Here is a 24,644-nt window from a genome sequence, read left to right as displayed (position 1 = left end):
GCGGGTCACTCCTTGTAGTAGACGATCTGGTGCGTGGTCGCCAGCAGCACACCGGCCTCGTTCCAGAGCTGCGCGGTCTGGTCGAAGAAGCCGTTGCGGAAGGCCTGGGCGCGCGCCTGCGCGAGCAGCCAGCCGCTGCCGGTGGCGGCGTGTTCGGCCGACCCGGCGTGGAAGTACACCGTCATGGACACCGTGCCCGTGGGCACGCGCGTGGCGCGGCGCAGCCAGATGCGCGGGTAGAACACGTCGGCCAGCGCGGACAGGCTGGTGAAGTCGAGCCCGCGCCGCGGTTCGTCGCGCACCCACATCTGGATCAAGCTGGTGTCGCCCTGGCCGTCCCAGCGCTCGGGGATGATGCCGGTGACAAAATGCATGGCGTAGCGCTGAGGCCAGGCCACCTGCGGCGCGATCGAGGCCCGCGCGATGCGGTCGGGCGAAGGCACGTTGGGCATGGGCTCGTCGTCCACGCCCCAGGTCTCGCGCCGCACGGCGGTGACGGCGGTGGCCGTGAGCACGGTGACGGGCGCGCCGCTCGCATCGGGCTGGGTGATCTCCATCACCCAGTGCTGCGTGGAGCGGTTGGTGCGCACCGGCCGCGCGGTGACGGCGAATTCACCATCGGCCAGCGCGGCGGCGTAGTTCACCGTGAGCGAGATCGGCTCGCCCAGGCGCTCGGGGTGCTGCATCACCGACTGCATGGCCGTGGCGGCCGTGATGCCGCCGAACGGCCCGACCATGTTGGCGTAGGCGGGCGAGGTGGCGCCGCGGTATTGGTGGGCGCCGGTGGGGTGCAGCGCGACGGCCTGGTCGAGAGCGTGTGTGGTCATGCGATCAGTGTGCAAGAGGCCAGAACAATTCAACGTCTACCCCGCGACAGTCCATCCGGAGCGAAGAGCAACGCCGATCCAGGGATGCCGCGGAACCGGCTTTGCCGGGCCGCAGGCATCGCCCCCTTTCAGGGGGTGACGCGCCGCAGGCGCGGCGCGGGGGTGGGTCGTCAGACCCTTTCGAAGATACCTGCGGCCCCTTGGCCCATGCCCACGCACATCGTGACCATGCCGTACTTCTTGTTGTGCCGCTTGAGCGCATGCACCACGGTGGCCGAGCGGATGGCGCCGGTGGCGCCCAGCGGGTGGCCCAGCGCGATGGCGCCGCCCATGGGGTTGACCTTGCTCGGGTCCAGGCCCAGGGTGTTGATGACGGCGAGCGACTGCGCGGCGAAGGCCTCGTTGAGCTCGATCCAGTCGATCTGGTCCTGCGTGAGGCCGGCGTATTTCAGCGCGGCGGGAATCGCCTCGATCGGGCCGATGCCCATCAGGTGCGGCGGCACGCCGCGCGAGGCGTAGCTCACGAAGCGCGCCAGCGGCGTGAGGCCGAAGCGCTTGATGGCCGCTTCGCTGGCCAGGATGAGCGCGCCCGCGCCGTCGCTGGTCTGCGAGCTGTTGCCGGCGGTGACCGAGCCGCGCGCGGCGAACACCGTGCGCAGCTTGGACAGGCCTTCGATGGAGGTGTCGGGCCGCGCGCCTTCGTCCAGGCTCACGGTGCGCGTGCTCGTGCTGACCTCGGCGCTTTCCAGATTGACGCTGCGTTCGGTCACTTCCACCGGCGTGATCTCGTCGCTGAACTCCCCGTTCTTCATGGCCAGCACAGCGCGCTGGTGCGACTGCAGGGCGAAGGCGTCCTGCGCCTCGCGCGAGACCTTCCACTTCTGCGCCACCTTCTCGGCCGTGAGGCCCATGCCGTAGGCGATGCCGTAACTCTCCACGTCGTCGGTGTTGCGGAAGATGGTGGGCGAGAGGCTGGGCGAGTTGCCCATCATGGGCACCATGCTCATGCTCTCGGTGCCGGCGGCGATCATCACGTCGGCCTCGCCCACGCGGATGCGGTCGGCCGCCATCTGCACGGCCGACAGGCCCGAGGCGCAGAAGCGGTTGACGGTGATGCCGCCCACGCTGTTGGGCAGGCCGGCCAGGATGGCGCCGATGCGCGCCACGTTCAGGCCCTGCTGGGCTTCGGGAATGGCGCAGCCGCAGATCACGTCCTCGATGGCCTTGGGGTCCAGGCCCGGGGCCTGCGCCAGCGCCGAGCGCAGCGCCAGGGCGAGCATGTCGTCCGGGCGCAGGTGCTTGAAGGAACCCTTGTGCGAACGGCCGATGGGGGTGCGGGTGGCGGCGACGATGTAGGCGTCTTGAATCTGTTTGCTCATGTCGTGTCCTTAGTTGCGGACGGGCTTGCCCGTGTTGAGCATGCCGAGGATGCGTTCTTGTGTCTTGGGGTGCACGATCAGCGAGCAGAAGGCCTGGCGCTCCAGCGTCATCAGGTAGTCCTCGTTCACCAGCGTGCCGGGTTCGACGTCGCCGCCCGTCACCACGTTGGCGATCAGCGAGGCGATGTGGAAGTCGTGCTGGCTGATGAAGCCGCCGTCGCGCATGTTGACCAGGCTGCCCAGGATGGTGGCCTTGCCGTCGCGGCCGGCCACCGGGAACAGGCGCTTGTGCGGCGCGCGGTAGCCGCCGTTGAACAGGCCCTTGGCCTCGTTGATGGCGACGTACAGCAGCTCGTCCTTGTGCGGCACGATCACGTCGGAGTGCAGCACGTAACCGAGCTGGCGCGACTCCAGCGCGCTGGTGCCCACCTTGGCCATGGCGGCGGCGGTGAAGCCTTCGGTGAGGAAGGGCAGCAGGTCCTTGCCGGTCGAGGTCTCGGCGTTCTCCGCCGCGCGGCGGGCGATGTAGGTCAGGCCGCCGGCCCCGGGCACCAGGCCCACGCCGACTTCCACCAGGCCGATGTAGCTTTCCATGTGCACCACGCGGCGCGCGCTGTACACGGCCATCTCGCACCCGCCGCCCAGCGCCAGGCCACGCACGGCGGAAACCACCGGCACGTTGGCGTAGCGCAGGCGCAGCATGGTCTGCTGCATGAAGCCTTCGGCGTCTTCGATGGCGCTCACGCCCACGGCCATGAAGGCCGGCAGCATGGCCTGCAGGTCGGCACCGGCGCTGAAGGGCTCGTCACCCGACCAGATCACCAGGCCCTGGTACTCCTTCTCGGCCAGGTCCACGGCGGCCATCAGGCCTTCGCACACCTCGGGGCTGATGGCGTGCATCTTGGTCTTGATGCTGGCGATGAGCACCTGTTCGTCCAGCGTCCAGAGGCGGATCGAATCGTTCTCTTCCAACGTACTGCCGGCGGTCTCGAACTTCGGACCGGCTTCACCGAGCAGCAGCTCGGGGAAGTGCTGGCGCTGGTAGACCGGCAGTTGCAGGCGCGCCTCGAACGTGCCCTTGGTGGGGTTCCACGAACCCTGCGCGGTGTGCACGCCGCCAGCCTCGGCCACCGGGCCCTTGAACACCCAGTCGGGCAGCGGCGCCTTGCTCAGGGCCTTGCCGGCGTCGATGTCTTCCTGGACCATCTTCGCCACCTCGAGCCAGCCGGCTTCCTGCCAGAGCTCGAACGGGCCCTGCTTCATGCCGAAGCCCCAGCGCATGGCCTGGTCCACGTCGCGCGCGGTCTCGGCGATGGTCGCCAGGTGCACGGCGGCGTAGTGGAGGCTGTTGCGCAGGATGGCCCAGAGGAACCGGCCTTGCGGGCCTTCGCTGTTTCGCAGCAGTTTCAGGCGCTCGGCGGCCGGGCGCTTGAGCATGCGGCCGTAGACCTCATCGGCTTTCTCGCCGCCGGGCACGTACTCGCCGCTCTCCAGGTCGAAGCGCAGGATGTCGCGACCGACCTTCTTGTAGAAGCCGGCCTTGGCCTTCTGGCCCAGGTTGCCGGCCTCGATCAGCGCCTTGAGCACCGGCGGCGTGCCGAAGCTGCCGTAGAACGGGTCGGTCTCCAGGCTCAGGTTGTCCTGCAGGGTCTTGACCACGTGGGCCATGGTGTCCAGGCCCACCACGTCGGCGGTGCGGAAGGTGCCGCTGCTGGCGCGGCCCAGGCGCTTGCCGGTGAGGTCGTCGACCACGTCGTAGGTCAGGCCGAAGTTCTCCACCTCCTTCATGGTGGCCAGCATGCCGGCGATGCCGATGCGGTTGGCCACGAAGTTGGGCGTGTCCTTGGCGCGCACCACGCCCTTGCCCAGGCCGCTGGTGACGAAGGTCTCCAGGTCGTTGAGGATCTGCGGCTCGGTGGTGGGCGTGGCGATCAGCTCCACCAGCGTCATGTAGCGCGGCGGGTTGAAGAAGTGGATGCCGCAGAAGCGCGGTTTGATCGCCTCGGGCAGGGCTTCGCTGAGCTTGGTGATCGACAGGCCCGAGGTGTTGGACGCGACGATGGCGTGCTCGGCGATGAAAGGCGCGATCCTGGTGTAGAGGTCGAGCTTCCAGTCCATGCGCTCGGCGATGGCCTCGATGATGAGGTCGCAGTCGCGCAGCTGCTCCATGTGCTCTTCGTAGTTGGCCTGGCCGATGAGGTCGGCGTCGGCCGCGACGCCCAGCGGCGAAGGCTTGAGCTTCTTCAGGCCTTCCACCGCGCGGGTGACGATGCCGTTCTTCGGGCCTTCCTTCGCGGGCAGATCGAACAGCACCACCGGCACCTTGACGTTGACCAGGTGCGCAGCGATCTGCGCGCCCATCACGCCTGCGCCGAGCACGGCGACTTTCTTCACTTGAAATCGGTTCATTGGTTTTCCATGAAAGGGGTCGGACGCGCGGGCTTCACTCGACACGGATCCACACTTGGGTGCGGTAGAACGGGCCGATGTAGCCGCGCATTTCCAGCTTCTTGCCGTCTTCGACGGGCTTGAGGCGCGTGCGGTAGACCTTGCCGTTGTTCGGGTCGACGATGTCGCCACCGTCGTAGACGGTCTTGTCGTCGGCGCTCTGCTTGAGGTTGCGCAGGATGGTCATGCCCAGGATGGGCTTGTCCTTGCGCTCGTCGGTGCACTTGTCGCACACGGCGTCTGCCTTGGTGGCTGGATCGAGGAACTTCTCGATGGTGCCGCTGTAGACGCCATTGGTTTCCTTGATGCGCACCAGGGACTTCTCTTTCTTCGAGTCGTCGTCGATCGTCTTCCACAGACCCACGGGCGACATCTGCGCGAACGCGTGGCCGGTGAGCACAAGAAGCGAAACTGCCAGCGTGGTCTTGATCATGAAAGTCTCCTGGTGGTGGTGGGAAAGAAACCGCGTGTTTACGCCAGCGCCGCGTCGGTGTCCATCAGCACCTTGCTGCCGGCGCGCGCGGTGCGCATCAGCGTCGCGGTCTCGGGGAACAGTTTGGCGAAGTAGAAACGCGCGGTCTGCAGCTTGGCGGTGTAGAACGGGTCGGTGTTGCCGGCCGCGATCTCGCGCAGCGCGACCTGCGCCATGCGCGCCCAGAAGTAACCGAACACCAGGTGGCCGGCCACGCGCAGGTAGTCCACGGCGGCGGCGCCCACTTCGTCGGCGTTCTGCAGGCCCTTGAAGCCGATCTCGGTGGTGAACTTGGTGATCTGCTCACCCAGCACGGCCAGCGGGTTGATGAACTCGGCCATCTTCTCGTTGACGCCCTCTTCCATCACCAGCGCGCCGACCAGCTTGCCGAACTTCTTGAGCGTGGCGCCGTTGTTGCCCAGCACCTTGCGGCCCAGCAGGTCCAGGCTCTGGATGGTGTTGGTGCCTTCGTAGATCATGTTGATGCGGGCATCGCGCACGTACTGCTCCATGCCCCATTCCTTGATGTAGCCGTGGCCGCCGAACACCTGCTGGCACTGCGTGGCGGCGTTGTAGCCGTTGTCGGTCAGGAAGGCCTTGGTGATGGGGGTGAGCAGCGAGAGCATCTCGTCGCTGTCCTTGCGCACCTTCTCGTCGGGGTGGTTGTGCGCCTTCTCCAGCAGCACCGAGCAGAACATGGCCAGCGCCCGGCCGCCTTCGGCGTAGGCCTTGGCGGTGAGCAGCATGCGGCGCACGTCGGGGTGCACGATGATGGGATCGGCCGGCTTGTCCTTGGCCTTGGGGCCGGTCAGCGAGCGCATCTGGATGCGGTCCTTGGCGTAGGCCAGCGCGTTCTGGTAGGCCACCTCGGTCAGGCCCAGCGACTGGTTGCCCACGCCCAGGCGGGCCGCGTTCATCATCACGAACATGGCCTGCATGCCCTTGTTGGGCTGACCCACCAGAGTGCCGATGGCGCCGTCGATCACGATCTGCGCGGTGGCATTGCCGTGGATGCCCATCTTGTGCTCCAGGCCGCCGCAGTAGATGCCGTTGCGCTCGCCCAGCGAACCGTCGGCCTTCACGTTGAACTTGGGCACGATGAACAGGCTCACGCCCTTGATGCCGGGGGGCGCGTCGGGCAGGCGGGCCAGCACCAGGTGGATGATGTTGTCGGCCATGTCGTGTTCACCGGCGCTGATGAAGATCTTGTTGCCGGTGAGCTTGTAGGTGCCGTCGGCCTGGGGTTCGGCCTTGGTGCGCATCAGGCCCAGGTCGGTGCCGCAGTGCGGCTCGGTCAGGCACATGGTGCCGGTCCACTCGCCGCTGGTCATCTTGGGCAGGTAGGTCTTCTTCTGATCGTCGGTGCCGTAGGTGTGCAGGGCGGCGTAGGCGCCGTGCGTGAGGCCGGGGTACATGGTCCAGGCCTGGTTGGCCGAGTTCATCATCTCGTAGAAGCACTGGTTCACCACCAGCGGCAGGCCCTGGCCGCCGAACGTGGGGTCGCACGACAGCGCGGCCCAGCCACCTTCGACGTAGGTCTTGTAGGCGTCCTTGAAGCCGGTGGGCGTCTTGACCTCGTGCGTGGCCTTATCCAGCGTGCAGCCTTCGGTGTCGCCGCTGATGTTGAGCGGGAAGATCACCTGCGTGGCGAACTTGCCGGCTTCTTCGAGCACGGCGTTGATGGTGTCCACGTCCACCTCGGCATGCTGGGGCATGGCCTTGAAGTCGTCGGTGACCTTGAGCACTTCGTGCATCACAAACTGCATGTCTCGCAGGGGCGGGTTGTAAACGGGCATGAGGAACTCCTGTGCTGGGTTTGTGAAAAGGCGAAAGGGATCAGCCCTGCGGCTTGCGCGCAGGCACCGGGGATTTGCGGGCGCGCGCGGGGGCGTCGCCGGGGGCGTGGCTGTAGCGCTCCACGATGCCCTCGAACGCCTGCAGCGCGCGGCGCACCGAATCGGGGCTGCGCAGGAAGCGGGCTTCGTAGTGCAGCGCGAGGATCTGTGCGTGGATTTCAAACGCCATCTGTGACGCGTCGGTGTCGGCCGCCAGGTGGCCTTCCTCGATCGCGATCTCGACCGCGCGGCGCATGGCCGAGAGCCAGGTGTTGACCGAGCTGGCCAGCGCGTCGCGCACCGGGCCGGGCCGGTCGTCGAACTCGACCGCGCCGCTGATGTAGATGCAGCCCGAATCGATCTCGACCGAGGTGCGCTTCATCCAGTTGTCGAACAGCTTGCGCAGGCGCGGCAGCCCGCGCGGCGCGACCATGGCGGGGTAGAACACCTCGTCCTCGAAACGCGTGTGGTACTCGCGCACCACCGAGATCTGCAGTTCCTCGCGCGAGCCGAAATGGGCGAACACGCCGGACTTGCTCATCTGCATGACCTCGGCCAGCGCGCCGATGGACAGACCTTCCAGGCCGATCTGCGTGGCCAGGCCGAGCGCGGCATCGACGATGGCGGCCTTGGTCTGCTGGCCCTTCTGCAAGGGCTTGTGGGCCGGGGCGTCGGCGCGCGCGCGGCGGGCAGTGGGTGTGACGCTCATGGGGGTCGGTCCTGGTTGGATGAGGGCTCAAAAAAACGACCGTCCGAATAAATACGAACGGTCGTTCTATTTTTACCGCAAAACCGGGCTTCGGTGCAAACCACCGGCGTTTTGTGTGACCTTTGTTTAGGGGCTGCGCCCTAAATGCCGTGTTTCAGTGGCGAACGATGGGCAGCAACAGCGCGAGGCTGTGCTCCAGGCTTTCGCTGGGCGAGCGCTTGAAGCCGCTGCGCGCGAACCGTTGCAGGCGCCCGACGCAGAAGGCGGTGATGACCGAGGCATCGGCCTGGGCATCGACCGTGGGCGTGGCGGCACCGGCCACCAGCGAGGTTTCGCGCAGGTTCTGGCGCAGCGCGGCTTCGATCTTGTCGAAGAACAGGTTCATGCGCTGCTGCAGGCGCTCGTTCTCGAACACCAGCGCGTCACCGACCATCACGCGCGTCATGCCGGGGTTCTTTTCGCCGAACTGCAGCAGCAGGGTGACGAGCTTGCGCGAGCGCACGTTGGCGTCGGCTTCGCGTTCGCCCAGCTGGTTGATGAGGCCGAACACCGACTGCTCGATGAACTCGATCAGGCCTTCGAACATCTGGGCCTTGCTGGCGAAATGGCGGTACAGCGCGGCCTCGCTCACCTCCAGCTTGGCGGCCAGGGCGGCGGTGGTGATGCGCTCGGCGCCGGGCTGCTGCAGCATGGTCGCCAGGGCTTCGAGGATCTGCACCCGGCGCTCGCCGGGTTTGGGCCGCTTGCGTCCACCACCCCCATCGGCATGCGCCGCCGCCTCGATGGCCTCGGCGGCTTCGCGCGCGGCTTTGTCTTCCGGGGTGGGGGACTCAGGGGCGTTGGATGTCATGGGCGGGCGATCCGTGAGGTTTCGGCGATTCTCGCACAGCGAGGTGACTTCTTTCTCAGTGCAACCGCGTGGTTGGCAGACAGTGAGTGACCGCCTCGATCGTGCGGCAACGGCCCTCAGTGCGAGCGGATCATGGTGCCGAAGGGCTCGTTGCCGAGCACCTCCAGCAGCAGGGCGTGCGGCACGCGGCCATCGATGATGTGCACCGCGTTCACACCGCTCTTGGCCGCGTCCAGCGCGCCGGCGATCTTGGGGATCATGCCGCCGGAGATGGTCCCATCCTCCACAAGGTCGTCGATCTGGCGCGGCGTGAGTTCGGTGAGCAGGCGCATGTCCTTGTCGAGCACGCCGCGGATGTTGGTGAGCATCAGCAGCTTCTCGGCCTGCAGCACGGTGGCCAGCTTGGCGGCCACCACGTCGGCGTTGATGTTGTAGCTCTCGTTCTGCTCGCCGAAGCCGATCGGGCTGACGACGGGGATGAACTGGTCGTCCTGCAGCGCCTTGACCACGGAAGGGTCGATGCTGACGATGTCGCCCACCTGGCCGACGTCGTGCTCCAGGTTCGGGTCCTTCTGATCGGTCATGCGCAGCTTCTGCGCGCGGATCATGGCGCCGTCGCGCCCCGTCAGGCCCACGGCCTTGCCGCCGGCCTGGTTGATCAGGCCCACGATGTCCTGCTGCACCTCGCCGGCCAGCACCCACTCCACCACTTCCATGGTTTCCGGGTCGGTCACGCGCATGCCCTGGATGAACTGGCCCTGCTTGCCCAGGCGCTTGAGCAGCGTCTCGATCTGCGGGCCGCCGCCGTGCACCACCACCGGGTTGATGCCGACCAGCTTGAGCAGCACCACGTCCTCGGCGAAATCCTGCTGCAGGGCCGGGTCGGTCATGGCATTGCCGCCGTACTTGATGACCATGGTCTTGCCGTGGTACTTGCGGATGTACGGCAGCGCCTGCGCCAGGATCTCGGCCTTGTCGCGCGGTGCAATGGAGGTGATGTCGGAGGGCTCGGTCATGCGGGTTCCTGCTATGCGGGCAAAAGCGAAATTCTAGGGCCGGCGCATGACACGCCCCGCTTGCCTGTCTCCAATCCAGAAATGCCGCGGAACCGGCTTTGCCGGGCCGCGGGCATTGCCCCCTGCAAAGGGGTCGCGCGCAGCGCGGCGGGGGCTAGAAATGGATTCCTCGCATCATCTGCTGCATCGCCACCGCTTCGGGTGACAGCTGCGGCTTCGCGCCCTTCTCGCCCTTGGCCGCCGACGAGTCCGGGAACATGCGGAAGCTGGTGTTCATCACGATCTGCGCCACGCGCGGCACCAGCGCGTGCATCACCTGGCCGGTGACGCCCAGGCGCGTGGCGATGCGCACCGGCTTGAAGATGCAGGCCTGCGCGATCATGTCGGCCGCCTCTTCGGGCGCCAGCGTGGGCACGTTCTGGTAGATCTTGGTGGGCGCGATCATGGGCGTGCGCACCAGCGGCATGTTGATGGTGGTGAAGGTGATGCCCTGGTCGGCGAACTCGCTGGAGGCGCATCGCGTCCAGGCGTCCAGCGCGGACTTGCTGGCCACGTAAGCCGAGAAACGCGGCGCGTTGGTGAGCACGCCGATGGAACTGATGTTGACCACGTGGCCCTTGCGCTTGGCCACCATGCCCGGCAGAAAACCCATGGTCACGCGCAGGCAGCCGAAGTAGTTGAGCTGCATGGTGCGCTCGAAGTCGTGGAAGCGGTCGTAGCTGCCTTCGATGGCGCGGCGGATCGAGCGGCCGGCGTTGTTGATCAGGAAGTCCACGCCGCCGTGGTTCTGGATCAGCAGCTGCACGAAGCGGTCGGCGTCGGCCATGTCGGCGATGTCGGCCGGGTAGGCGATGAACTGGTAGCCCTTGTCCTTGGCCTCCTTGCAGGCCTCGTCGAGCTTGTCCTGGTCACGCCCGCAGATGATGGTGACGGCGCCCGCCTCGGCGAACTTGTGCGCCGCCGCCAGGCCGATGCCCGAGCTGCCGCCCGTGACCAGCACCACCTTGCCCGCCACCGTGCCCTTGAGGCTGCGGTCGATGTGCAGGTCGGGGTCGAGGTGGCGCTCCCAGTAGTCCCACAGGCGCCAGGCGTAGTCCTTGAGGTTGGGGCATTCGATGCCGCTGCCCTTGAGCGCGGCCAGCGTCTCGCGGCAGTCGAAGCGCGTGGGGTAGTTGACGAAGGTCATCATGTCCTCGGGCAGGCCGAGGTCCTGCATGACAGCCTTGTAGACCCGGCGCACCGGCGCCAGCGCCATCAGCCCCTTCTTCACGCTCTTGGGGATGAAGCCCATCAGCGCGGCGTTGACGAACAGGTTCATCTTGGGCGCGTGCGCGGCCTTGCTCAGGATGTCGAGCACGTCGCCGACGCGGTAGCCCATCGGGTCGACCAGGTGAAAGCAGGCGCCGCTGCCGCGCTTCTGGTGGGCGATGTGGTCGAGCGAATCGACCACGAAATCGACCGGCACGATGTTGATGCGCCCGCCCTCCAGGCCCACGCTGGGCATCCAGGGCGGCAGGATCTGGCGCATGCGCTGGATCAGCTTGAAGAAGTAGTAGGGCCCGTCGATCTTGTCCATCTCGCCGGTGCGCGAGTCGCCCACCACGGCGGCCGGCCGGTACACGCTCCACGGCACCTTGCATTCCTTGCGCACGATCTTCTCGCTCTCGTGCTTGGTCATGAAGTAGGGGTGGTCGTAGTTCTCGGCCTCCTCGAACATGTCCTCGCGGAACACGCCTTCGTACAGGCCGGCGGCCGCGATCGACGAGACGTGGTGGAAGTGGCCCGCGCCGATCGCCTTGGCGAACTCGACCGTGTTGCGCGTGCCATCCACGTTGACCGCGATCTGGCTTTCCTCATCGGCTTCCAGGTCGTACACGGCGGCGAGGTGGAAGAAGTGGTCGACCTGGCCCTTGAGCGCCTTCACGTCGTCGGCCGACACGCCCAGCTTCTTGGCCGTGAGGTCGCCGAACACCGGCACCGCGCGCGATGCGCTCACGCCCCAGTACTCGCGCAGCCCCGCCACCTTGCCTTCGCTCTCCTGACGGATCAGGAAATGCACCACCGCGCCCTTGCGCTGCAGCAGCTTGGCCACCAGGCGTTTGCCAATGAAGCCGGTGGCACCGGTGACGAAGTAATGCATGAAGGTCTCCTGAAGCGGTTGGAATCAAAGAAAGAGGGGCGCAGTGTGCCCGCCATTCTTGACCAGGTCGGGGGCCCCCGCCTTCCGCAAAAACCCGTGTGGGGTTTAGTCTTGCGCCCCTACACACGCCCGGCGCGCGGGCCGTACAGTGGCCCATCGTTGCGGCGGCCCGTTCGCCCTCCCCGTTTTTCCAACCCCTCCAGGAGCATCCCCATGGTCAAGAAAATCCAGAAAGCCGGCAGCGCCGCCAAGCCCACCGCCGCGGGCTTCAACTCCCCGCTGTCGGGTGCCATCAAGGATTCCGCGCAGCAGATCTGGCTGGCCGGCCTGGGTGCGTTCTCCAAGGCGCAGGAAGAAGGCGGCAAGGCCTTCGAGTCGCTCGTGAAGGAAGGCCTGTCTATCCAGCGCAAGACGCAGGCCGTGGCCGAGGAGCGCATTTCCGAAGCGACCAACCGCGTGAGCAGCATGGCCGCCGACATCTCGTCCAAGGCCACCGGCCAGTGGGACAAGCTGGAAAACATCTTCGAAGAGCGCGTGGCCAAGGCGCTGAACAAGCTGGGCGTGCCCTCGGCGCGCGATGTGGAAGCGCTGATCGAACGCATCGACGCGCTCAACCGCCACGTGCAAGGCCTGAGCGGCAAGGCCCCGGCCAAGACCGCGGCGCGCAAGGCCGCACCGGCCAAGAAGGCCGCTCCCGCCAAGAAGGCGGCCGCGCGCAAGGCCCCGCGCAAGGCGGCCTGAGCCGATGCGGGCCGGCCACGGCACGAAGAACCAGGGGGCGCATGACGCCCCCTTTTCGCGTCCGCGCCGCATGCTGCAACGCAGCAGTTTCGCCGCGCTTCGCGGTCTACACTCAAACGCATGACGACGTCCCGCAAAGCCTCCCAACGACCGGCCCCGCAGAAGTCGCGCCGTCCCCGCATCGCCCTGGCCCTGGCCGGTGGCGGGCCGCTCGGGGCGATCTATGAAATCGGCGCGCTGTGCGCGCTGGACGACACCCTGCCGGGCCTGGACCTCAACGACTGCGAGCACTACGTCGGCGTGTCCGCCGGCGGGTTCATCGCCGCCGGCCTGGCCAACGGCATCCGCCCGCGCCAGCTGTGCGAGGCCTTCATCGAAGACCGGCCGGGGGACGACAACTTCGACCCGTCCTGGTTGCTCAAGCCCGCCTGGGGCGAGTTCGGTGACCGGCTGCAGCGCCTGCCGCGCCTGATCGGCAGCGCCTTGTGGGCCTGGGGCGTGCACCGCAAGCCCTTCACCCACGCGCTCGAACGCGTGGGCGCGGCGCTGCCCACCGGTGTGCTCGACAACGAGGGCATCCACCAGCAGATTCAGCGCCTGTTCAGCCAGCCGGGCCGCAGCAACGACTTCCGCGAGTTGCGCGCGCGCCTGACCCTGGTGGCCACGCAGCTCGACACCGGCGACGCCGCGCCCTTCGGCCGCCCGGGCTGGGACCACGTGCCGATCTCGCGCGCCATCCAGGCCAGTGCGGCGCTGCCCGGTCTGTTCCCGCCGGTGGAGATCGGCGGCCAGCACTACGTGGACGGCGCGCTCAAGAAAACGCTGCACGCCACCGTGGCGCTGGACGAAGGCACCGACCTGCTGCTGTGCCTGAACCCGCTGGTGCCCTTCCACACCAACCCCAGCCTGCACGACGGCCGGCGCATTCCCTCGCTGGTCGAGGGCGGCCTGCCCGCGGTGATGAGCCAGACCTTCCGCTCGATGATCCATTCGCGGCTGGCGCTGGGCCTCAAGCACTACGAGCGCGCCTACCCCGGCACCGACATCGTGCTGATCGAACCCGACCAGCGCGACGCCACGCTGTTCTTCGCCAACACCTTCAGCTACCGCCAGCGCCGCGAGATCGCGGAGCACGCCTACCAGCAGACCCGCCGCATGCTGCTGGACCGCCAGGCCGAGCTGGGGCCGCAGCTGGCGCGCCATGGTGTCACGCTGGACCTGGCCGCGCTGCGCGACCCGCAGCGGCGCCTGCTGGGTGCCGCGCGCACCCCACCGGCACGCACCACCCTGGCCGCGCGGCTGCACGCCACGCTGGATGACCTGCAGCGGCACCTCGAAGGTCCCGCCGCGCCCGCCCACAGCCGCTGAAAGCGCCGCGCCATGGCCAAGAAAGCCCCGCGACGCACCGCCGAGCGCATCCTGGAGGTGACGCTGGAGCTGTTCAACCGCTTCGGCGAACCCAACGTCTCCACCACCCTGATCTCGGCCGAGCTCGGCATCAGCCCGGGCAACCTGTATTACCACTACCCGGCCAAGGACGAGCTGATCAACTCGCTGTTCGAGCGCTACGAGCGCTCGCTCGGTGAACTGCTCAGCGCCAGCGAAGGCGTGCGCAACGTGGAGGACGCCTGGTTCTTCCTGCACTCGCTGTTCGAAATCATCTGGGAGTACCGCTTTCTCTACCGCGACCTCAACGACCTGCTCTCGAAGAACCGCCTGCTGGAAACCCGTTTCCAGACCGTGCTGAAAAACAAGTCACGCGCGATCCGCCACCTGCTCGACGGCATGAGCCGCCACGGCGCGGTGAGCATTGACGCGCGCGAGAGCGAGCCCACCGCCACCAGCATGGTGGTGGTGCTCACCTACTGGCTGAGCTTCGAGTACGTGCGCGACCCGCGCAACGCCCTGGAGCCCGACAACGCGCAGCAGGCCCTGCTGCGCGGCGCACACCACGTGCTCAACCTGCTGGCGCCCTACCTGGAAGCCACGCAGCGGCAACACCTCATGACGCTCACCGGCGCCTACGGTCCCCAGTCCTGAACACCTCCCGGGAGAATCCACCATGGCCGATTGGAAACCCTTCCCCTCCGCAGGCCACACCCCATTGGACGCCGACCGCCTCAAGGCGCTCTGGAGCCGGCTGCACCGCGGCGATGCCGAACCCTGGCCCGAGGAGTCGGCCGTGGTGCAGGCCTGGGTGCTGTTCCACAACGGCGAGTTCCAGCGCGCGGCCGAGGCCGGCCTGGCCTTGGGCGACGCGGGCATGAACGTGGCCAACAAGGCCACCTGCATCTACGCCAACTACCTGGAGGCGCGCGAGCAGGTCCGCCAGGACCTGCTGCTCGAGGCCGCGGCCCGGGCCGAAGCCCTGCAGCGCCGGCAGGCCGACCACACCGGGGCCTGGTACTGGCAGGCCTACGCGCTGGGGCGTTACAGCCAGGGCATCAGCGTGGCCAAGGCGCTCACGCAGGGCCTGGGCGTGCGCATCCGCCACGCGCTGGAGACGACGATCTCGCGCTGCCCGCACCACGCCGATGCCCACCTCACCCTGGCCGCGTTCCACGCCGAGGTGATCGACAAGGTGGGCAGCATGGTCGGCGGCATGACCTACGGCGCCAACAAGGCGACCGGCCTGTCGCTGTACCAGAAGGCGATGGCGCTCAACCCGGATTCGGTCGTGACGCTGACCGAGTACGCCAACGGTCTGGTCATGCTGGAGGGCATCGACGCGCTGCCCGAGGCGAACCGGCTGCTCGATCGCGCGGCGGCCATCGAGCCGCAGGACGCGATGGAGCGCCTGTACGTCGCGTCGGCGCGGGTGGCGCTGGACAGCTGATCAGCCGGCCGACAGGCCGTCGACCGCCTGGAACAGGGCCTGCCGCGCCTGCGCCACGATCTGCGCCTTCCACTCGTCGGTGTCCACGTAGAACGCCGCCAGCGTGCGCGCCTTGATCGCGGCGCGCAGCTCGGCCGGTGCCTCCGGATGAAGGTGCTGCCAGTGGTCGCCGCGCAGCGCGTCGATCACCTCGGTCACGGGCACCGTGCCGTACTCCATGGCGATGCCGGTGTACTCGGCCTGCGGGCACTCTTCGTACGCTGCGCACCACATCAGGCCGGTAAGCAGAGCCGAGGTGGACGAGCCGTCGTAGATCGAGGTCACGGGAGTCTTGCCATCACCCCCCCACCAGGCCCGCGCGCGCTGGAGCGCGGCCGCATCGTCGGCGCAGGCGAAGATGCGCTCGCCCAGGCCCGTGGGTCCCAGGCCGGTGTGCAGGTCGATCCATCCGAGGCGCCGGGCCTGGCGGCCGTGCCGGCGCAGCACCGCGCGCAGCGTCTGGTTGCTCCAGGTGGCGGCGGTGCCGCCAAAGAACAGGCCGTCGGCGAACGCGTGCTGGCCCTGCGTCACCGCTGCCTGGAAACGCGGGAGGCCGTGTTCGGCGATCCAGGCCTGGATCGCGGCCTCGTTCTGCGCCGTCGGCGGCCACTGCGCGGGCAGCAGCAAGCCGTGCAGCTCGGCGTAGGCCGGGTTCTGCGGCAGGGGCTGGCTGAAGTCCTGGAAGTTGCGGTTGAGGTCCACGTTCTCGTTCGTCACGCGGCGCACCCACGAGAAGCCGTGCGGGTTGAGCGCGTGGATGTAGAGCACGGCCACACCGGCCGAGCGCGCGTGTTCGCGCCAGTCGGCGTCGTGCGTGGCGAACACCTGCACGCCCGAGCCGCAGTAACCCTCGACCCCATGGCAGGCGCTGCTCACGATCAGCAGGCGCTCTGCATCGGGCGAGCCGTCGAGCGCCACGTCCATCGCGAGCGTCTCGCCGTCGCGGCCCGGCAGCGGGTGGTTGTGGCTGGTGATCGCCATGCCGGCGGCCGCCGCGCCTTCGAGGAAGCGCACCCGGGCGCGGGCGTAGGAAGAGGAAAAGGCGTCCTGGGGCGAGATCAAGCGGCACCTCCGGTGCGTGCCTGGCCCAGCCACTTTTCGGCCAGTCGCACCCAGAAGGTCGCCCCCAGCGGGATCAGGTCGTCGTTGAAGTCGTAGCTCGGGTTGTGCAGCATGCAGGGGCCGCCGCCATGACCCATCTCGCGGTGCGCGCCGTCGCCGTTGGCGATGAAGGCGTAGCAGCCCGGCTTTTCCTGCAGCATGTAGGCGAAATCTTCCGCGCCCATGGTGGGCTCCTGCTCCAGCACGTGGTCCGCACCGACGATCTCGGCCATCACCTCGCGCGCGAACGCGGTCTCGGCCGGGTGGTTGATGGTGGGCGGGTAGTTGCGGTGGAACTTGAACTCCACCGTGGCGCCGAAGGCCGCGCAGGTGTGCTCGGCGATCTCCTGCATGCGGCGCTCGATCAGGTCGAGCACCTCGTAGGTGAAGGTGCGCACGGTGCCCTGGATCTCGCAGCTGTCGGGCACCACGTTGGTGGCCTCGCCGGTGTGGATCATGGTGACCGAGATCACGCCGGCGTCCACCGGCTTCTTGTTGCGCGTGATGATGGTCTGGAAGGCCTGCACCATCTGGCAGGCCACGGGCACCGGGTCGATGCCGTTGTGCGGCAGCGCGGCGTGCGAGCCCTTGCCGCGGATGACGATGTGGAACTCGTTGCTCGACGCCATCACCGGGCCGGCGCTCGCGGCGAAGGTGCCCACGGGCAGGCCAGGCCAGTTGTGCATGCCGAACACGGCCTCGACCGGGAACTGCTCGAACAGCCCGTCCTTGATCATCTCGCGCGCGCCGCCGCCGCCCTCTTCGGCCGGCTGGAAGATCAGGTAGACCGTGCCGTCGAAGTTGCGGTGTTTCGCGAAATGCTGCGCCGCGGCCAGCAGCATGGCGACGTGGCCGTCGTGGCCGCAGGCGTGCATCTTGCCGGCGTGCTGGCTGGCGTGCGCGAAGGTGTTGTGCTCCTGCATGGGCAGGGCGTCCATGTCGGCGCGCAGGCCGATGGCGCGCCCGCTTTGGCCGCCGTCGCGGCCGTGCACGATGCCCACCACGCCGGTGGTGCCCAGGCCCCGGTGCACCGGAATGCCCCAGTCGGTGAGTTTCTGCGCCACCACGTCGGCGGTGCGCACTTCCTGGAAACAGAGCTCGGGGTGGGCGTGGATGTCGCGTCGCACGGCGGCGATGCTGGCCGCCTGGGTCAGGATGGAGTCAATCAGCTTCATGGGGAACCCTCTCGATACCCCTCGGGGCACCTGTTCAAAGGGGCCATGGTACCCAAGGCAGGGGACCACGATGGCCCCCGGGGCGACAACCGAGTGCGTTCAGGGGGATCCCCTGGCGGGCTCAGCGCCGGATGCGGCCGTCTTCGGTGAGCAGGGTCATCTCGACGAAGCGCGAGCCGGTGTGCTTGTTGGGCCCGAAATCCACCGGAAAACCACCCAGATCGAGGTTGCGCAAGCCCTGGACGGCGTGGATGAAGCCCTCGCGCGTGAGGTTGCGCCCGGCGCGCTGCGCGGCTTCGCTGAACACCTTGGCCGCGACGTAGCCCTCCATGCTGGAATGGTTGGGCACCAGGCCCGGCCGGCCCTTGACCGCGGCGAGGTACTCGCTGGCAATGGGCGTGACCGGCGTGTAGGGAAAGGGCATGACCTGGCTGACCAGCACGCCCTTGGCCATCGCGCCGAGTTCATCGAGCAGGGCCTGCGTGCCGACCACGGAGACGTTGTAGAAGTTGCCGGTGTAGCCCCGGCCGCGCGCCAGGCGGACGAAGACCGCACAGGCCTTGTAGACACCGATCTGCACGATGGCCTCGGGCCGATGGGCCAGGATCTCGTCGACCGCTTTCACCACGTCCACCGAATGGCGTTCGACGGTGCCCAGCGCCACGGGCGACAGGTTCTGCGCCTGGAGCGCGCGCGCCACGCCCTCCAGACCAGCTTGGCCATAGGCATCGTTCTGATGGAACACGGCGATCTTCTTGATGCCGGTGCCGGTGATCTGGCGCACGATGGCCGCAGTCTCGTCCTGGTAAGAGGCGCGCACATGAATGGCATAGCGGTTGAAGGGCACGCGCAAGGCTTCGGCCCCGCTGGCGGGCGCGAAGAACGGCAGCTTCGCTTCGGTGGCCAGGGGCAGGGCCGCCGCGCTGGTGAGCGTGCCGATGTAGCCGAACAGCGCGAACACGCCTTCGCTCAGGAATTGCCGGGTGTTGGCCGCGCAGCGATCGGGATCGTCGCCATCGTCCAGGCGCCGCAACTCGATGCGCCGGCCCTGCACGCCGCCCTTCTGGTTCAGGGCCTCGAAAAACAGCTGCGCGCCCAGGTAGAACTGCAGGCCCAATTGTTCGGACGCCCCGCTGAACGGGGCCGACTGCCCCAGCACGATGCGGGTGTCGCTGATGCCCACCGACTGCGCCCGGGCGGCGAACGCCACCCCGCCCAGGGTGGGCCAGAGGGCCAGGCGGCCCGCGTGTCCAAGCATGTCTCTGCGTCGCATGATCCGTTCCCCCAACCGCGTGAATGTGTTCCGCAGCGTAGGCCAAATCCCCGGCGAAAGTAAGGCTTTCGGCCTGCATTTCGTCGCCGATGAACGGGGGCCGCGTGAGCGAGTGCACGCAAGTGCGACCGGCAAGGACATGGGGGCGCGAATATCATGAACGGCTGCCACACCATCGCCCCATGACACCCCTCACGACCACCCCGGAACCGCAACAGGTGCGCGGCGCCTGCCCGCACGACTGCCCCGACACCTGCGCCCTGGTCACCACGGTGGAGAACGGCGTGGCCCTGCGCGTGCAGGGCAACCCGGCGCACCGCCACACCGACGGCGCCCTGTGCACCAAGGTCTCGCGCTACGCCGAGCGCAGCTACCACCCCGAGCGCCTGCTCACCCCGCTCAGGCGCAGCGGCCCCAAGGGCAGCGGCCGCTTCGAGCCGGTGGGCTGGGACGAAGCGCTCGACGACATCGCGCAACGCCTGCAGGCCATCGCCGCGCGCGACCCGCAGGCCATCCTGCCCTACAGCTACGCCGGCACCATGGGCCTGGTGCAGGGCGAGGCCATGGCCGGGCGCTTCTTCCACCGCCTGGGCGCGTCCCTGCTCGACCGCACGATCTGCGCCTCGGCGGGCGGCGAAGGCCTGGTGCAGACGCTGGGCGGCAAGGTCGGCATGAAGGTCGAGCACTTCGCGCGCTCCAAGCTGATCCTGATCTGGGGCAGCAACTCGATCGGCAGCAACCTGCACTTCTGGCGGCTGGCGCAACAGGCCAAGCGCGAGGGCGCGCGCCTGGTCTGCATCGACCCGCGCCGCACCGAAACGGCCGACAAGTGCCACGAACACATCGCCCTGCGCCCCGGCACCGACGCCGCGCTGGCGCTGGCGCTGATGCACCAGCTCATCACCCACGGCTGGCTGGACCACGGCTACATCGAACGCCACACCCTGGGCTGGGAAGGCCTGCGCGAACGCGCCCTGCAATGGCCGCCCGAGCGCGCCGCCGAGGTCTGCGGCGTGCCGGTGCAGCAGATCGTGGACCTGGCGCGCGCCTACGGCACCACGAAACCGGCGGCGATCCGCCTCAACTACGGCATGCAGCGCGTGCGCGGCGGCGGCAACGCGGTGCGCGCCATCGCCTGCCTGCCCGCCCTGGTGGGCGCCTGGCGCGACCCGGCCGGCGGCCTGCTGCTCTCGGCCTCGGGCCACTTCCCCGTGCAGCGCGCGGCCCTGCAGCGGCCCGACCTGCTGGCCGGGCGCGCGGCGCGCACGATCAACATGAGCACCATCGGCGACGACCTGCTGCGCGAGACCTCGCCCGGCTTCGGCCCGAAGGTCGAGGCCGTGATCGTCTACAACAGCAACCCGGTGGCGGTGGCGCCGGAGTCCGGCAAGGTGGTGCAGGGCTTCGAGCGCGAAGACCTGTTCACCGTGGTGCTGGAGCATTTCCAGACCGACACCGCCGACCTCGCCGACTACATCCTGCCGGCCACCACGCAGCTGGAGCACTGGGACATCCACACCAGCTACGGCCATACCGACGTGCTGCTCAACCGGCCCGCCATCGCCCCGGTCGGCCAGGCCCGCACCAACACCGACATCTTTCGCGCGCTGGCCGCGCGCCTGGGCTTCGACGAACCGTGTTTCGCCGACGACGACCTCACGCTGTGCCGCACCGCCTTCGGCGACGCGGTGGACTTCCAGCAGCTGCTGGACCAGGGCTTTGCCACGCTGAACCTGCCCGAGGCCCCGTTTGCCGATGGGCAATTCCCCACTGCCTCGGGCCGCTGCGAGTTCCACAGCGCGCGGCTGGCGGCCAAGGGCGAGGATGGCCTGCCCGACCACCTGCCCAACTTCGAGGCCTTCGGCAGCTCGACCCAGTTCCCGCTCGCCATGATCTCGCCGCCCGCGCGCAACTTCCTCAACTCCAGCTTCGTCAACGTGACCAGCCTGCGCGACATCGAGGGCGAGCCTCTGCTGGAAATCCACGCCGACGACGCCGCCGCGCGCGGCATCGCCAGCGGCCAGATGGTGCGCGTGTTCAACCAGCGCGGCGAATACCGCTGCAAGGCCAGCGTGTCCAAACGGGCCCGTCCCGGCGTGGTCAACGGCCTGGGCATCTGGTGGCGCAAGCTCGGGCCCTTCGGCACCAACGTCAACGAGGTCACGAGCCAGCGCCTCACCGACATGGGCGGCGGCCCGGTGTTCTACGACTGCCTGGTCGAAGTGGCGACCCTGCCCGAGGGCGCCTGATGCGGCGCGGCCTGGCGCTCATGGCCCTCGCCCTGCTGGGCGCAGGCTGCGCCAGCACCACCGGCGTGGGCTATTACTGGCAGTCGGTCACCGGCCACCTGCGGCTGATGCAGGCCGCGCGCCCGGTGGACGACTGGCTGGCCGACGCCCAGGCGCCGGAGCGCCTCAAGGAACGGTTGGCGCTGGCCCGGCGCATCCGCGCCTTCGCCGTCACCGAGCTCGCCCTGCCCGACAACGCCAGCTACCACCGCTACGCCGACCTGCAGCGCCGCGCCGCGGTCTACAACGTGGTCGCCGCGCCCGCGCTCTCGCTCACGCTGCAGACCTGGTGTTTCCCGGTCGCCGGCTGCGTGGGCTACCGGGGCTACTTCGACGAGGCCGACGCGCGCGCCTTCGCCCGCACCCTGCCCGCCGACCTGGAGGTCGTGGTCTACCCCGTGCCCGCCTACTCCACCCTGGGCTGGATGAACTGGGCCGGCGGCGACCCCTTGCTCAACACCTTCATCGGCTACCCGGAAGGCGAGCTGGCCCGCATCGTCTTCCACGAACTCGCGCACCAGGTGGCCTATGCCCGGGGCGACACCGAGTTCAACGAGGCTTTCGCCACCAGCGTGGAGCGGCTGGGCGGTGCACGCTGGCTCACGACCCAGGCGAGCGAGCAGGCGCGCGCCGACTACGCGGTGTTCGACCAGCGCCGGCGCGCCTTCCGCTCGCTCACCTTCTCCGTGCGCCAGCAATTGCAGGACATCTACCGGGACACCACGATCGACGACGCCGAGAAGGCGCGGCGCAAGGCCACCGCCATGACCGGCTTCCACCGCAGCTACCAGGACCTCAAGCGCGGCTGGGGCGGCTTCGCCGGCTACGACCCCTTCGTGGCCCAGGCCAACAACGCGAGCTTCGCGGCCCAGGCGGCCTACGACGGCCTGGTCCCGGCCTTCGAGGCCTTGTTCGAGCGCGAAGGGCGGGACTTCGCGCGGTTCTATGATGCGGTTCGCACCCTGGCCGCGCTGCCCAAGGAAGAACGGCAAGCGCAGTTGCGCCGCCTGGCACCTGCCGGCGCGCCCCAGGTGGCCCGCCACCCCTGACCCCGGCAACCACACCACCCACACACGAGGCAAGCCATGGCAGACATCCACATCGAACGCGAACACGCCCTGGGCCTGCCCGCCGCGCGCAAGCTGGCCTGGCGCTGGGCCGAACAGGCCGAGAACGAGTTCGACATGAGCTGCACTTACGAAGAAGGCGATGGCTGCGACGAAGTGCAGTTCACGCGCTCGGGCGTCAGCGGCACGCTCAAGGTGTCGGGCGAACGTTTCGAACTCGACGCCCGCCTGGGCTTTCTGCTCGGTGCGTTCAAGGACCGCATCGAAAGCGAGATCGTGAAGAACCTCGACACGCTGCTGGCGGCCAGGAAGCCGGCCGCCAAGGCGGCGGCCAAAAAGAAGAAAGCCGGCTGAGCCGGCTTGACTTCTTCCAGAGCACCCGCGGAACCGGCTTTGCCGGGCCGCCAGGTGCGCCCCCCTGCAAGGGGGGTGACGCCGAAGGCGGCGCGGGGGGTCAGCTCAATTCTTCGATGAGGTCGACGTACTGCTGCATCGCGTCCTCGCTGCCCGTGCCCTTGAGGCCGTTCCAGGCGTCCCACTTGGCGCGGCCCACCATGTCGCCGAAACCGGGCTTCTTCTCGGCGTTGTCGCCGGTGGTGGCCTGCTTGTACAGCGCGTAGATCTTGAGCAGCGTGGCGTTGTCGGGGCGCTCGCTCAGGTTCTTGGAATTCGCCACCGCGGCGTCGAAACGGGACTTGAGATCGGCCATGAATGCTCCTGGTTTGAAATGAAACGCCCGGCGCGGGTCGGCCGGGCTTAGGGCTGTCCCGCTATCTTACGGTTTGGTCTGTCTGCACAATAGAGCCACAACCCCAAGACCCGCGGCACCGGCCTTTCAGCGGCCTGGTTCACGCACCCGAGGAGCATCCATGGTTCAACGCGTCGCCGCCCGGCCCGGCCCTTCCGCAGCGCGCCCACCCGCCACCGCCAAATCCCCGGTGGCCCTCGTGCGGGGCGCGAGCGCCTCGGTCCAGCAGGCGCTGGCGAGCACCCTGGGCATGGAAGGCGAGCGCATGAGCAAGGTGGACACCGCCTGGCTGCGCATGGACTCGCCGTCGAACCTGATGATGATCGTGGGCGTCTGGATCCTGCGCCCCGGCCTCACGCCGGACGCCTTGAAGGAACGCGTGCGCGAACGCCTGCTGCCCTACCCGCGCTTCGTGCAGATCGCGCGCGAGGACGCCGCCGGCGCGCACTGGTCCAAGGACCCGGATTTCCAGATCGATCGGCACATCGTCACGCACAAGCTCAAACGCCGGCCCGGCCAGACCGAGCAGGACGCGCTGCAGGACCGCGTGGGCGACCTCGCCATGCAGGCGCTGGACCCCGAGCACCCGCTCTGGCGCTTCGAACTGATCGAGCGCTACGACGGTGGTTCGGCCCTGATCGCGCGCATCCACCACTGCATCGCCGACGGCATCGCGCTCATCAGCGTGATGATGAGCCTGGTCGATGGCGGCGGCGCGCCCCCCGAGCGCCAGCGCCGCAAGCCCCCGAAGATCGGCCTGGACGGCGCCGAGGACTGGCTGGCCGACACGCTGATCCGGCCCTTTGGCGACATCACGGCCAAGGCATTGGAAGCCGCTGGCGGTGGCGCGGCGAAATCGCTCTCCATGCTTGCCGCTCCGCAGCAGAGCCTGAGCGACACGCTGGGCCAGGCGGTGGACCTCGCGCGCATGGGCGGCCAGCTCGCCAGCGACCTGGCCTCGCTGGCGCTGATGCCCGACGACTCGCCGACCCGGCTCAAGGGCCAGCCCGGCCGCACCAAGCGCGTGGCCTGGTGCGAGCCCATCCCGCTGGACGAGGTCAAGGCCATCGGCAAGGCCATGAACTGCTCGGTCAACGACGTGCTGCTGGGCTGCGTGGCCGGCGCCATCGGCGCCTACCTGCGCGGTCTGGGCGACGACACCGGTGGCAAGGAAATCCGCGCCATGGTGCCGATCAACCTGCGCCCGATGGAAGACGCCTGGAAACTGGGCAACCGCTTCGGCCTCGTGCCCCTGGTGCTGCCCATCGGCCTGGACAACCCGATCGAGCGCGTGTTCGCGGTGCGCGCGCGCATGAACAACCTCAAGGGCAGCCTGCAGCCGCTGCTGACCTTCGGCCTGCTCTCGGTGGCGGGGCTGCTGATCAAGCCGGCGCAGGACGCCATGCTCAGCCTGTTCGGCCGCAAGACCACGGCGGTGATGACCAACGTGCCGGGGCCAGCAGCCAAGCTCAAGGTGTGCGGCGCCACGCTGGAGCAGACCATGTTCTGGGTGCCGCAGACCGGCACCGTGGGCCTGGGCGTGTCGATCCTGAGCTATGGCGGGGGCGTGCAGTTCGGCGTGATCGCCGACACCCAGCTGTGCCCGGACCCGCAGCAGATCATCGACCGCTTCGAGCCGGAGTTCGCCCGGCTGCTGACACTGACGCTGATGCTGCCCTGGGGCGAGGCCAAGGGCTAGT

At 68.4% G+C, this 24,644-nt stretch carries 21 protein-coding genes; 8 read left to right on the top strand and 13 right to left on the bottom strand.

Annotated features, from left to right (window positions below):
• Window positions 1-5: 5 nt before the first annotated feature.
• The 9 genes from AC1Q9M_RS12690 to AC1Q9M_RS12650 all read right to left on the bottom strand — a co-directional run bounded on the left by AC1Q9M_RS12690 (window position 6) and on the right by AC1Q9M_RS12650 (window position 11,676).
• Window positions 6-827 carry an acyl-CoA thioesterase gene (locus AC1Q9M_RS12690; protein WP_492434098.1) on the bottom strand — a complete coding sequence of 274 codons (822 nt, stop codon included), beginning with the start codon at window positions 825-827 and terminating at the stop codon, window positions 6-8.
• A 170-nt stretch (window positions 828-997) separates the two neighbouring features.
• Entirely contained in the window at window positions 998-2,206 is a 1,209-nt protein-coding gene (locus AC1Q9M_RS12685; protein WP_382321929.1) for an acetyl-CoA C-acyltransferase, read from the bottom strand.
• 9 nt (window positions 2,207-2,215) lie between these two features.
• Window positions 2,216-4,615 (bottom strand): 3-hydroxyacyl-CoA dehydrogenase/enoyl-CoA hydratase family protein, encoded by a 2,400-nt coding sequence (locus AC1Q9M_RS12680; protein WP_492434096.1) that lies wholly within the window; start codon window positions 4,613-4,615, stop codon window positions 2,216-2,218.
• Window positions 4,616-4,649: 34 nt separating this feature from the next.
• Window positions 4,650-5,087 carry a DUF2147 domain-containing protein gene (locus tag AC1Q9M_RS12675; RefSeq protein ID WP_492434094.1) on the bottom strand — a complete coding sequence of 146 codons (438 nt, stop codon included), beginning with the start codon at window positions 5,085-5,087 and terminating at the stop codon, window positions 4,650-4,652.
• Window positions 5,088-5,125: 38 nt separating this feature from the next.
• A complete protein-coding gene (locus tag AC1Q9M_RS12670; RefSeq protein WP_492434092.1) occupies window positions 5,126-6,922 on the bottom strand; it encodes an acyl-CoA dehydrogenase C-terminal domain-containing protein in 1,797 nt (598 codons plus the stop codon).
• 40 nt (window positions 6,923-6,962) lie between these two features.
• Entirely contained in the window at window positions 6,963-7,670 is a 708-nt protein-coding gene (locus AC1Q9M_RS12665) for a TetR/AcrR family transcriptional regulator (RefSeq protein WP_444687428.1), read from the bottom strand.
• Window positions 7,671-7,824: 154 nt separating this feature from the next.
• The gene (slmA, locus tag AC1Q9M_RS12660) at window positions 7,825-8,520 is read right to left on the bottom strand and encodes a nucleoid occlusion factor SlmA (protein ID WP_382321933.1); all 696 of its coding nucleotides are present in this window, start codon (window positions 8,518-8,520) and stop codon (window positions 7,825-7,827) included.
• Window positions 8,521-8,636: 116 nt separating this feature from the next.
• The gene (argB, locus tag AC1Q9M_RS12655; protein ID WP_382321935.1) at window positions 8,637-9,536 is read right to left on the bottom strand and encodes an acetylglutamate kinase; all 900 of its coding nucleotides are present in this window, start codon (window positions 9,534-9,536) and stop codon (window positions 8,637-8,639) included.
• A gap of 154 nt (window positions 9,537-9,690) precedes the next feature.
• A complete protein-coding gene (locus tag AC1Q9M_RS12650) occupies window positions 9,691-11,676 on the bottom strand; it encodes an SDR family oxidoreductase (RefSeq protein ID WP_444687429.1) in 1,986 nt (661 codons plus the stop codon).
• A 213-nt stretch (window positions 11,677-11,889) separates the two neighbouring features.
• Here AC1Q9M_RS12650 and AC1Q9M_RS12645 point away from each other — a divergent pair, with 213 nt between their 5' ends.
• From AC1Q9M_RS12645 to AC1Q9M_RS12630, 4 genes are all read left to right on the top strand, one after another.
• Complete coding sequence (locus tag AC1Q9M_RS12645) at window positions 11,890-12,417, top strand: phasin family protein (RefSeq protein WP_382154151.1); 528 nt, start codon at window positions 11,890-11,892, stop codon at window positions 12,415-12,417.
• Window positions 12,418-12,537: 120 nt separating this feature from the next.
• A complete protein-coding gene (locus AC1Q9M_RS12640; RefSeq protein ID WP_444687430.1) occupies window positions 12,538-13,785 on the top strand; it encodes a patatin-like phospholipase family protein in 1,248 nt (415 codons plus the stop codon).
• 12 nt (window positions 13,786-13,797) lie between these two features.
• A complete protein-coding gene (locus tag AC1Q9M_RS12635; RefSeq protein ID WP_291111097.1) occupies window positions 13,798-14,457 on the top strand; it encodes a TetR/AcrR family transcriptional regulator in 660 nt (219 codons plus the stop codon).
• Window positions 14,458-14,479: 22 nt separating this feature from the next.
• Complete coding sequence (locus AC1Q9M_RS12630; protein WP_492434089.1) at window positions 14,480-15,253, top strand: tetratricopeptide repeat protein; 774 nt, start codon at window positions 14,480-14,482, stop codon at window positions 15,251-15,253.
• Here AC1Q9M_RS12630 and AC1Q9M_RS12625 read toward each other — a convergent pair whose 3' ends face one another.
• The 3 genes from AC1Q9M_RS12625 to AC1Q9M_RS12615 form a co-directional block, all read right to left on the bottom strand.
• Window positions 15,254-16,354 (bottom strand): M14 family metallopeptidase, encoded by a 1,101-nt coding sequence (locus tag AC1Q9M_RS12625; protein WP_492434087.1) that lies wholly within the window; start codon window positions 16,352-16,354, stop codon window positions 15,254-15,256. It abuts the gene before it with no gap.
• The gene (locus AC1Q9M_RS12620; RefSeq protein WP_382321943.1) at window positions 16,351-17,568 is read right to left on the bottom strand and encodes a M20 aminoacylase family protein; all 1,218 of its coding nucleotides are present in this window, start codon (window positions 17,566-17,568) and stop codon (window positions 16,351-16,353) included. Before AC1Q9M_RS12620 ends, AC1Q9M_RS12625 begins: the two co-directional genes overlap by 4 nt.
• A 121-nt stretch (window positions 17,569-17,689) precedes the next feature.
• The gene (locus AC1Q9M_RS12615; RefSeq protein ID WP_492434085.1) at window positions 17,690-18,826 is read right to left on the bottom strand and encodes an ABC transporter substrate-binding protein; all 1,137 of its coding nucleotides are present in this window, start codon (window positions 18,824-18,826) and stop codon (window positions 17,690-17,692) included.
• Window positions 18,827-19,023: 197 nt separating this feature from the next.
• Between AC1Q9M_RS12615 and AC1Q9M_RS12610 the strand changes: the two genes are divergently transcribed.
• The 3 genes from AC1Q9M_RS12610 to AC1Q9M_RS12600 are packed head-to-tail and all read left to right on the top strand — an operon-like array spanning window position 19,024 to window position 22,550.
• Window positions 19,024-21,090 carry a molybdopterin-containing oxidoreductase family protein gene (locus AC1Q9M_RS12610; RefSeq protein ID WP_444687433.1) on the top strand — a complete coding sequence of 689 codons (2,067 nt, stop codon included), beginning with the start codon at window positions 19,024-19,026 and terminating at the stop codon, window positions 21,088-21,090.
• A complete protein-coding gene (locus AC1Q9M_RS12605; protein ID WP_382321945.1) occupies window positions 21,090-22,178 on the top strand; it encodes an aminopeptidase in 1,089 nt (362 codons plus the stop codon). The genes AC1Q9M_RS12610 and AC1Q9M_RS12605 overlap by 1 nt, the downstream gene beginning before the upstream one ends.
• Before the next feature lie 36 nt (window positions 22,179-22,214).
• On the top strand, window positions 22,215-22,550 hold the full coding sequence (locus AC1Q9M_RS12600) for a polyhydroxyalkanoic acid system family protein (RefSeq protein WP_382154128.1): 336 nt from the start codon (window positions 22,215-22,217) through the stop codon (window positions 22,548-22,550).
• A 100-nt stretch (window positions 22,551-22,650) separates the two neighbouring features.
• Here AC1Q9M_RS12600 and AC1Q9M_RS12595 read toward each other — a convergent pair whose 3' ends face one another.
• A complete protein-coding gene (locus AC1Q9M_RS12595) occupies window positions 22,651-22,905 on the bottom strand; it encodes an acyl-CoA-binding protein (protein WP_382154125.1) in 255 nt (84 codons plus the stop codon).
• Window positions 22,906-23,209: 304 nt separating this feature from the next.
• Between AC1Q9M_RS12595 and AC1Q9M_RS12590 the strand changes: the two genes are divergently transcribed.
• The gene (locus tag AC1Q9M_RS12590; protein WP_382325735.1) at window positions 23,210-24,643 is read left to right on the top strand and encodes a wax ester/triacylglycerol synthase family O-acyltransferase; all 1,434 of its coding nucleotides are present in this window, start codon (window positions 23,210-23,212) and stop codon (window positions 24,641-24,643) included.
• Window position 24,644 lies beyond the last annotated feature (1 nt).

This window comes from Hydrogenophaga sp. GW823-FHT04C09 (genome assembly GCF_058796355.1).
The sequence above is the reverse complement of the archived record's forward strand: the minus strand, read 5'-3'. Positions and strand labels throughout refer to the sequence as shown.

What these genes read in the sequence shown, in the direction of transcription:
- AC1Q9M_RS12595 (WP_382154125.1), bottom strand. Translation starts at nt 22,905, where the DNA reads ATGGCCGATCTCAAGTCCCGTTTCGACGCCGCGGTGGCGAATTCCAAG.
- AC1Q9M_RS12600 (WP_382154128.1), top strand. Translation starts at nt 22,215, where the DNA reads ATGGCAGACATCCACATCGAACGCGAACACGCCCTGGGCCTGCCCGCC.
- AC1Q9M_RS12685 (WP_382321929.1), bottom strand. Translation starts at nt 2,206, where the DNA reads ATGAGCAAACAGATTCAAGACGCCTACATCGTCGCCGCCACCCGCACC.
- AC1Q9M_RS12675 (WP_492434094.1), bottom strand. Translation starts at nt 5,087, where the DNA reads ATGATCAAGACCACGCTGGCAGTTTCGCTTCTTGTGCTCACCGGCCAC.
- AC1Q9M_RS12620 (WP_382321943.1), bottom strand. Translation starts at nt 17,568, where the DNA reads ATGAAGCTGATTGACTCCATCCTGACCCAGGCGGCCAGCATCGCCGCC.
- AC1Q9M_RS12650 (WP_444687429.1), bottom strand. Translation starts at nt 11,676, where the DNA reads ATGCATTACTTCGTCACCGGTGCCACCGGCTTCATTGGCAAACGCCTG.
- AC1Q9M_RS12590 (WP_382325735.1), top strand. Translation starts at nt 23,210, where the DNA reads ATGAGCAAGGTGGACACCGCCTGGCTGCGCATGGACTCGCCGTCGAAC.
- AC1Q9M_RS12670 (WP_492434092.1), bottom strand. Translation starts at nt 6,922, where the DNA reads ATGCCCGTTTACAACCCGCCCCTGCGAGACATGCAGTTTGTGATGCAC.
- AC1Q9M_RS12610 (WP_444687433.1), top strand. Translation starts at nt 19,024, where the DNA reads ATGACACCCCTCACGACCACCCCGGAACCGCAACAGGTGCGCGGCGCC.
- AC1Q9M_RS12665 (WP_444687428.1), bottom strand. Translation starts at nt 7,670, where the DNA reads ATGAGCGTCACACCCACTGCCCGCCGCGCGCGCGCCGACGCCCCGGCC.
- AC1Q9M_RS12615 (WP_492434085.1), bottom strand. Translation starts at nt 18,826, where the DNA reads ATGCTTGGACACGCGGGCCGCCTGGCCCTCTGGCCCACCCTGGGCGGG.
- argB (WP_382321935.1), bottom strand. Translation starts at nt 9,536, where the DNA reads ATGACCGAGCCCTCCGACATCACCTCCATTGCACCGCGCGACAAGGCC.
- AC1Q9M_RS12635 (WP_291111097.1), top strand. Translation starts at nt 13,798, where the DNA reads ATGGCCAAGAAAGCCCCGCGACGCACCGCCGAGCGCATCCTGGAGGTG.
- AC1Q9M_RS12690 (WP_492434098.1), bottom strand. Translation starts at nt 827, where the DNA reads ATGACCACACACGCTCTCGACCAGGCCGTCGCGCTGCACCCCACCGGC.
- slmA (WP_382321933.1), bottom strand. Translation starts at nt 8,520, where the DNA reads ATGACATCCAACGCCCCTGAGTCCCCCACCCCGGAAGACAAAGCCGCG.
- AC1Q9M_RS12605 (WP_382321945.1), top strand. Translation starts at nt 21,090, where the DNA reads ATGCGGCGCGGCCTGGCGCTCATGGCCCTCGCCCTGCTGGGCGCAGGC.
- AC1Q9M_RS12680 (WP_492434096.1), bottom strand. Translation starts at nt 4,615, where the DNA reads ATGAACCGATTTCAAGTGAAGAAAGTCGCCGTGCTCGGCGCAGGCGTG.
- AC1Q9M_RS12640 (WP_444687430.1), top strand. Translation starts at nt 12,538, where the DNA reads ATGACGACGTCCCGCAAAGCCTCCCAACGACCGGCCCCGCAGAAGTCG.
- AC1Q9M_RS12630 (WP_492434089.1), top strand. Translation starts at nt 14,480, where the DNA reads ATGGCCGATTGGAAACCCTTCCCCTCCGCAGGCCACACCCCATTGGAC.
- AC1Q9M_RS12645 (WP_382154151.1), top strand. Translation starts at nt 11,890, where the DNA reads ATGGTCAAGAAAATCCAGAAAGCCGGCAGCGCCGCCAAGCCCACCGCC.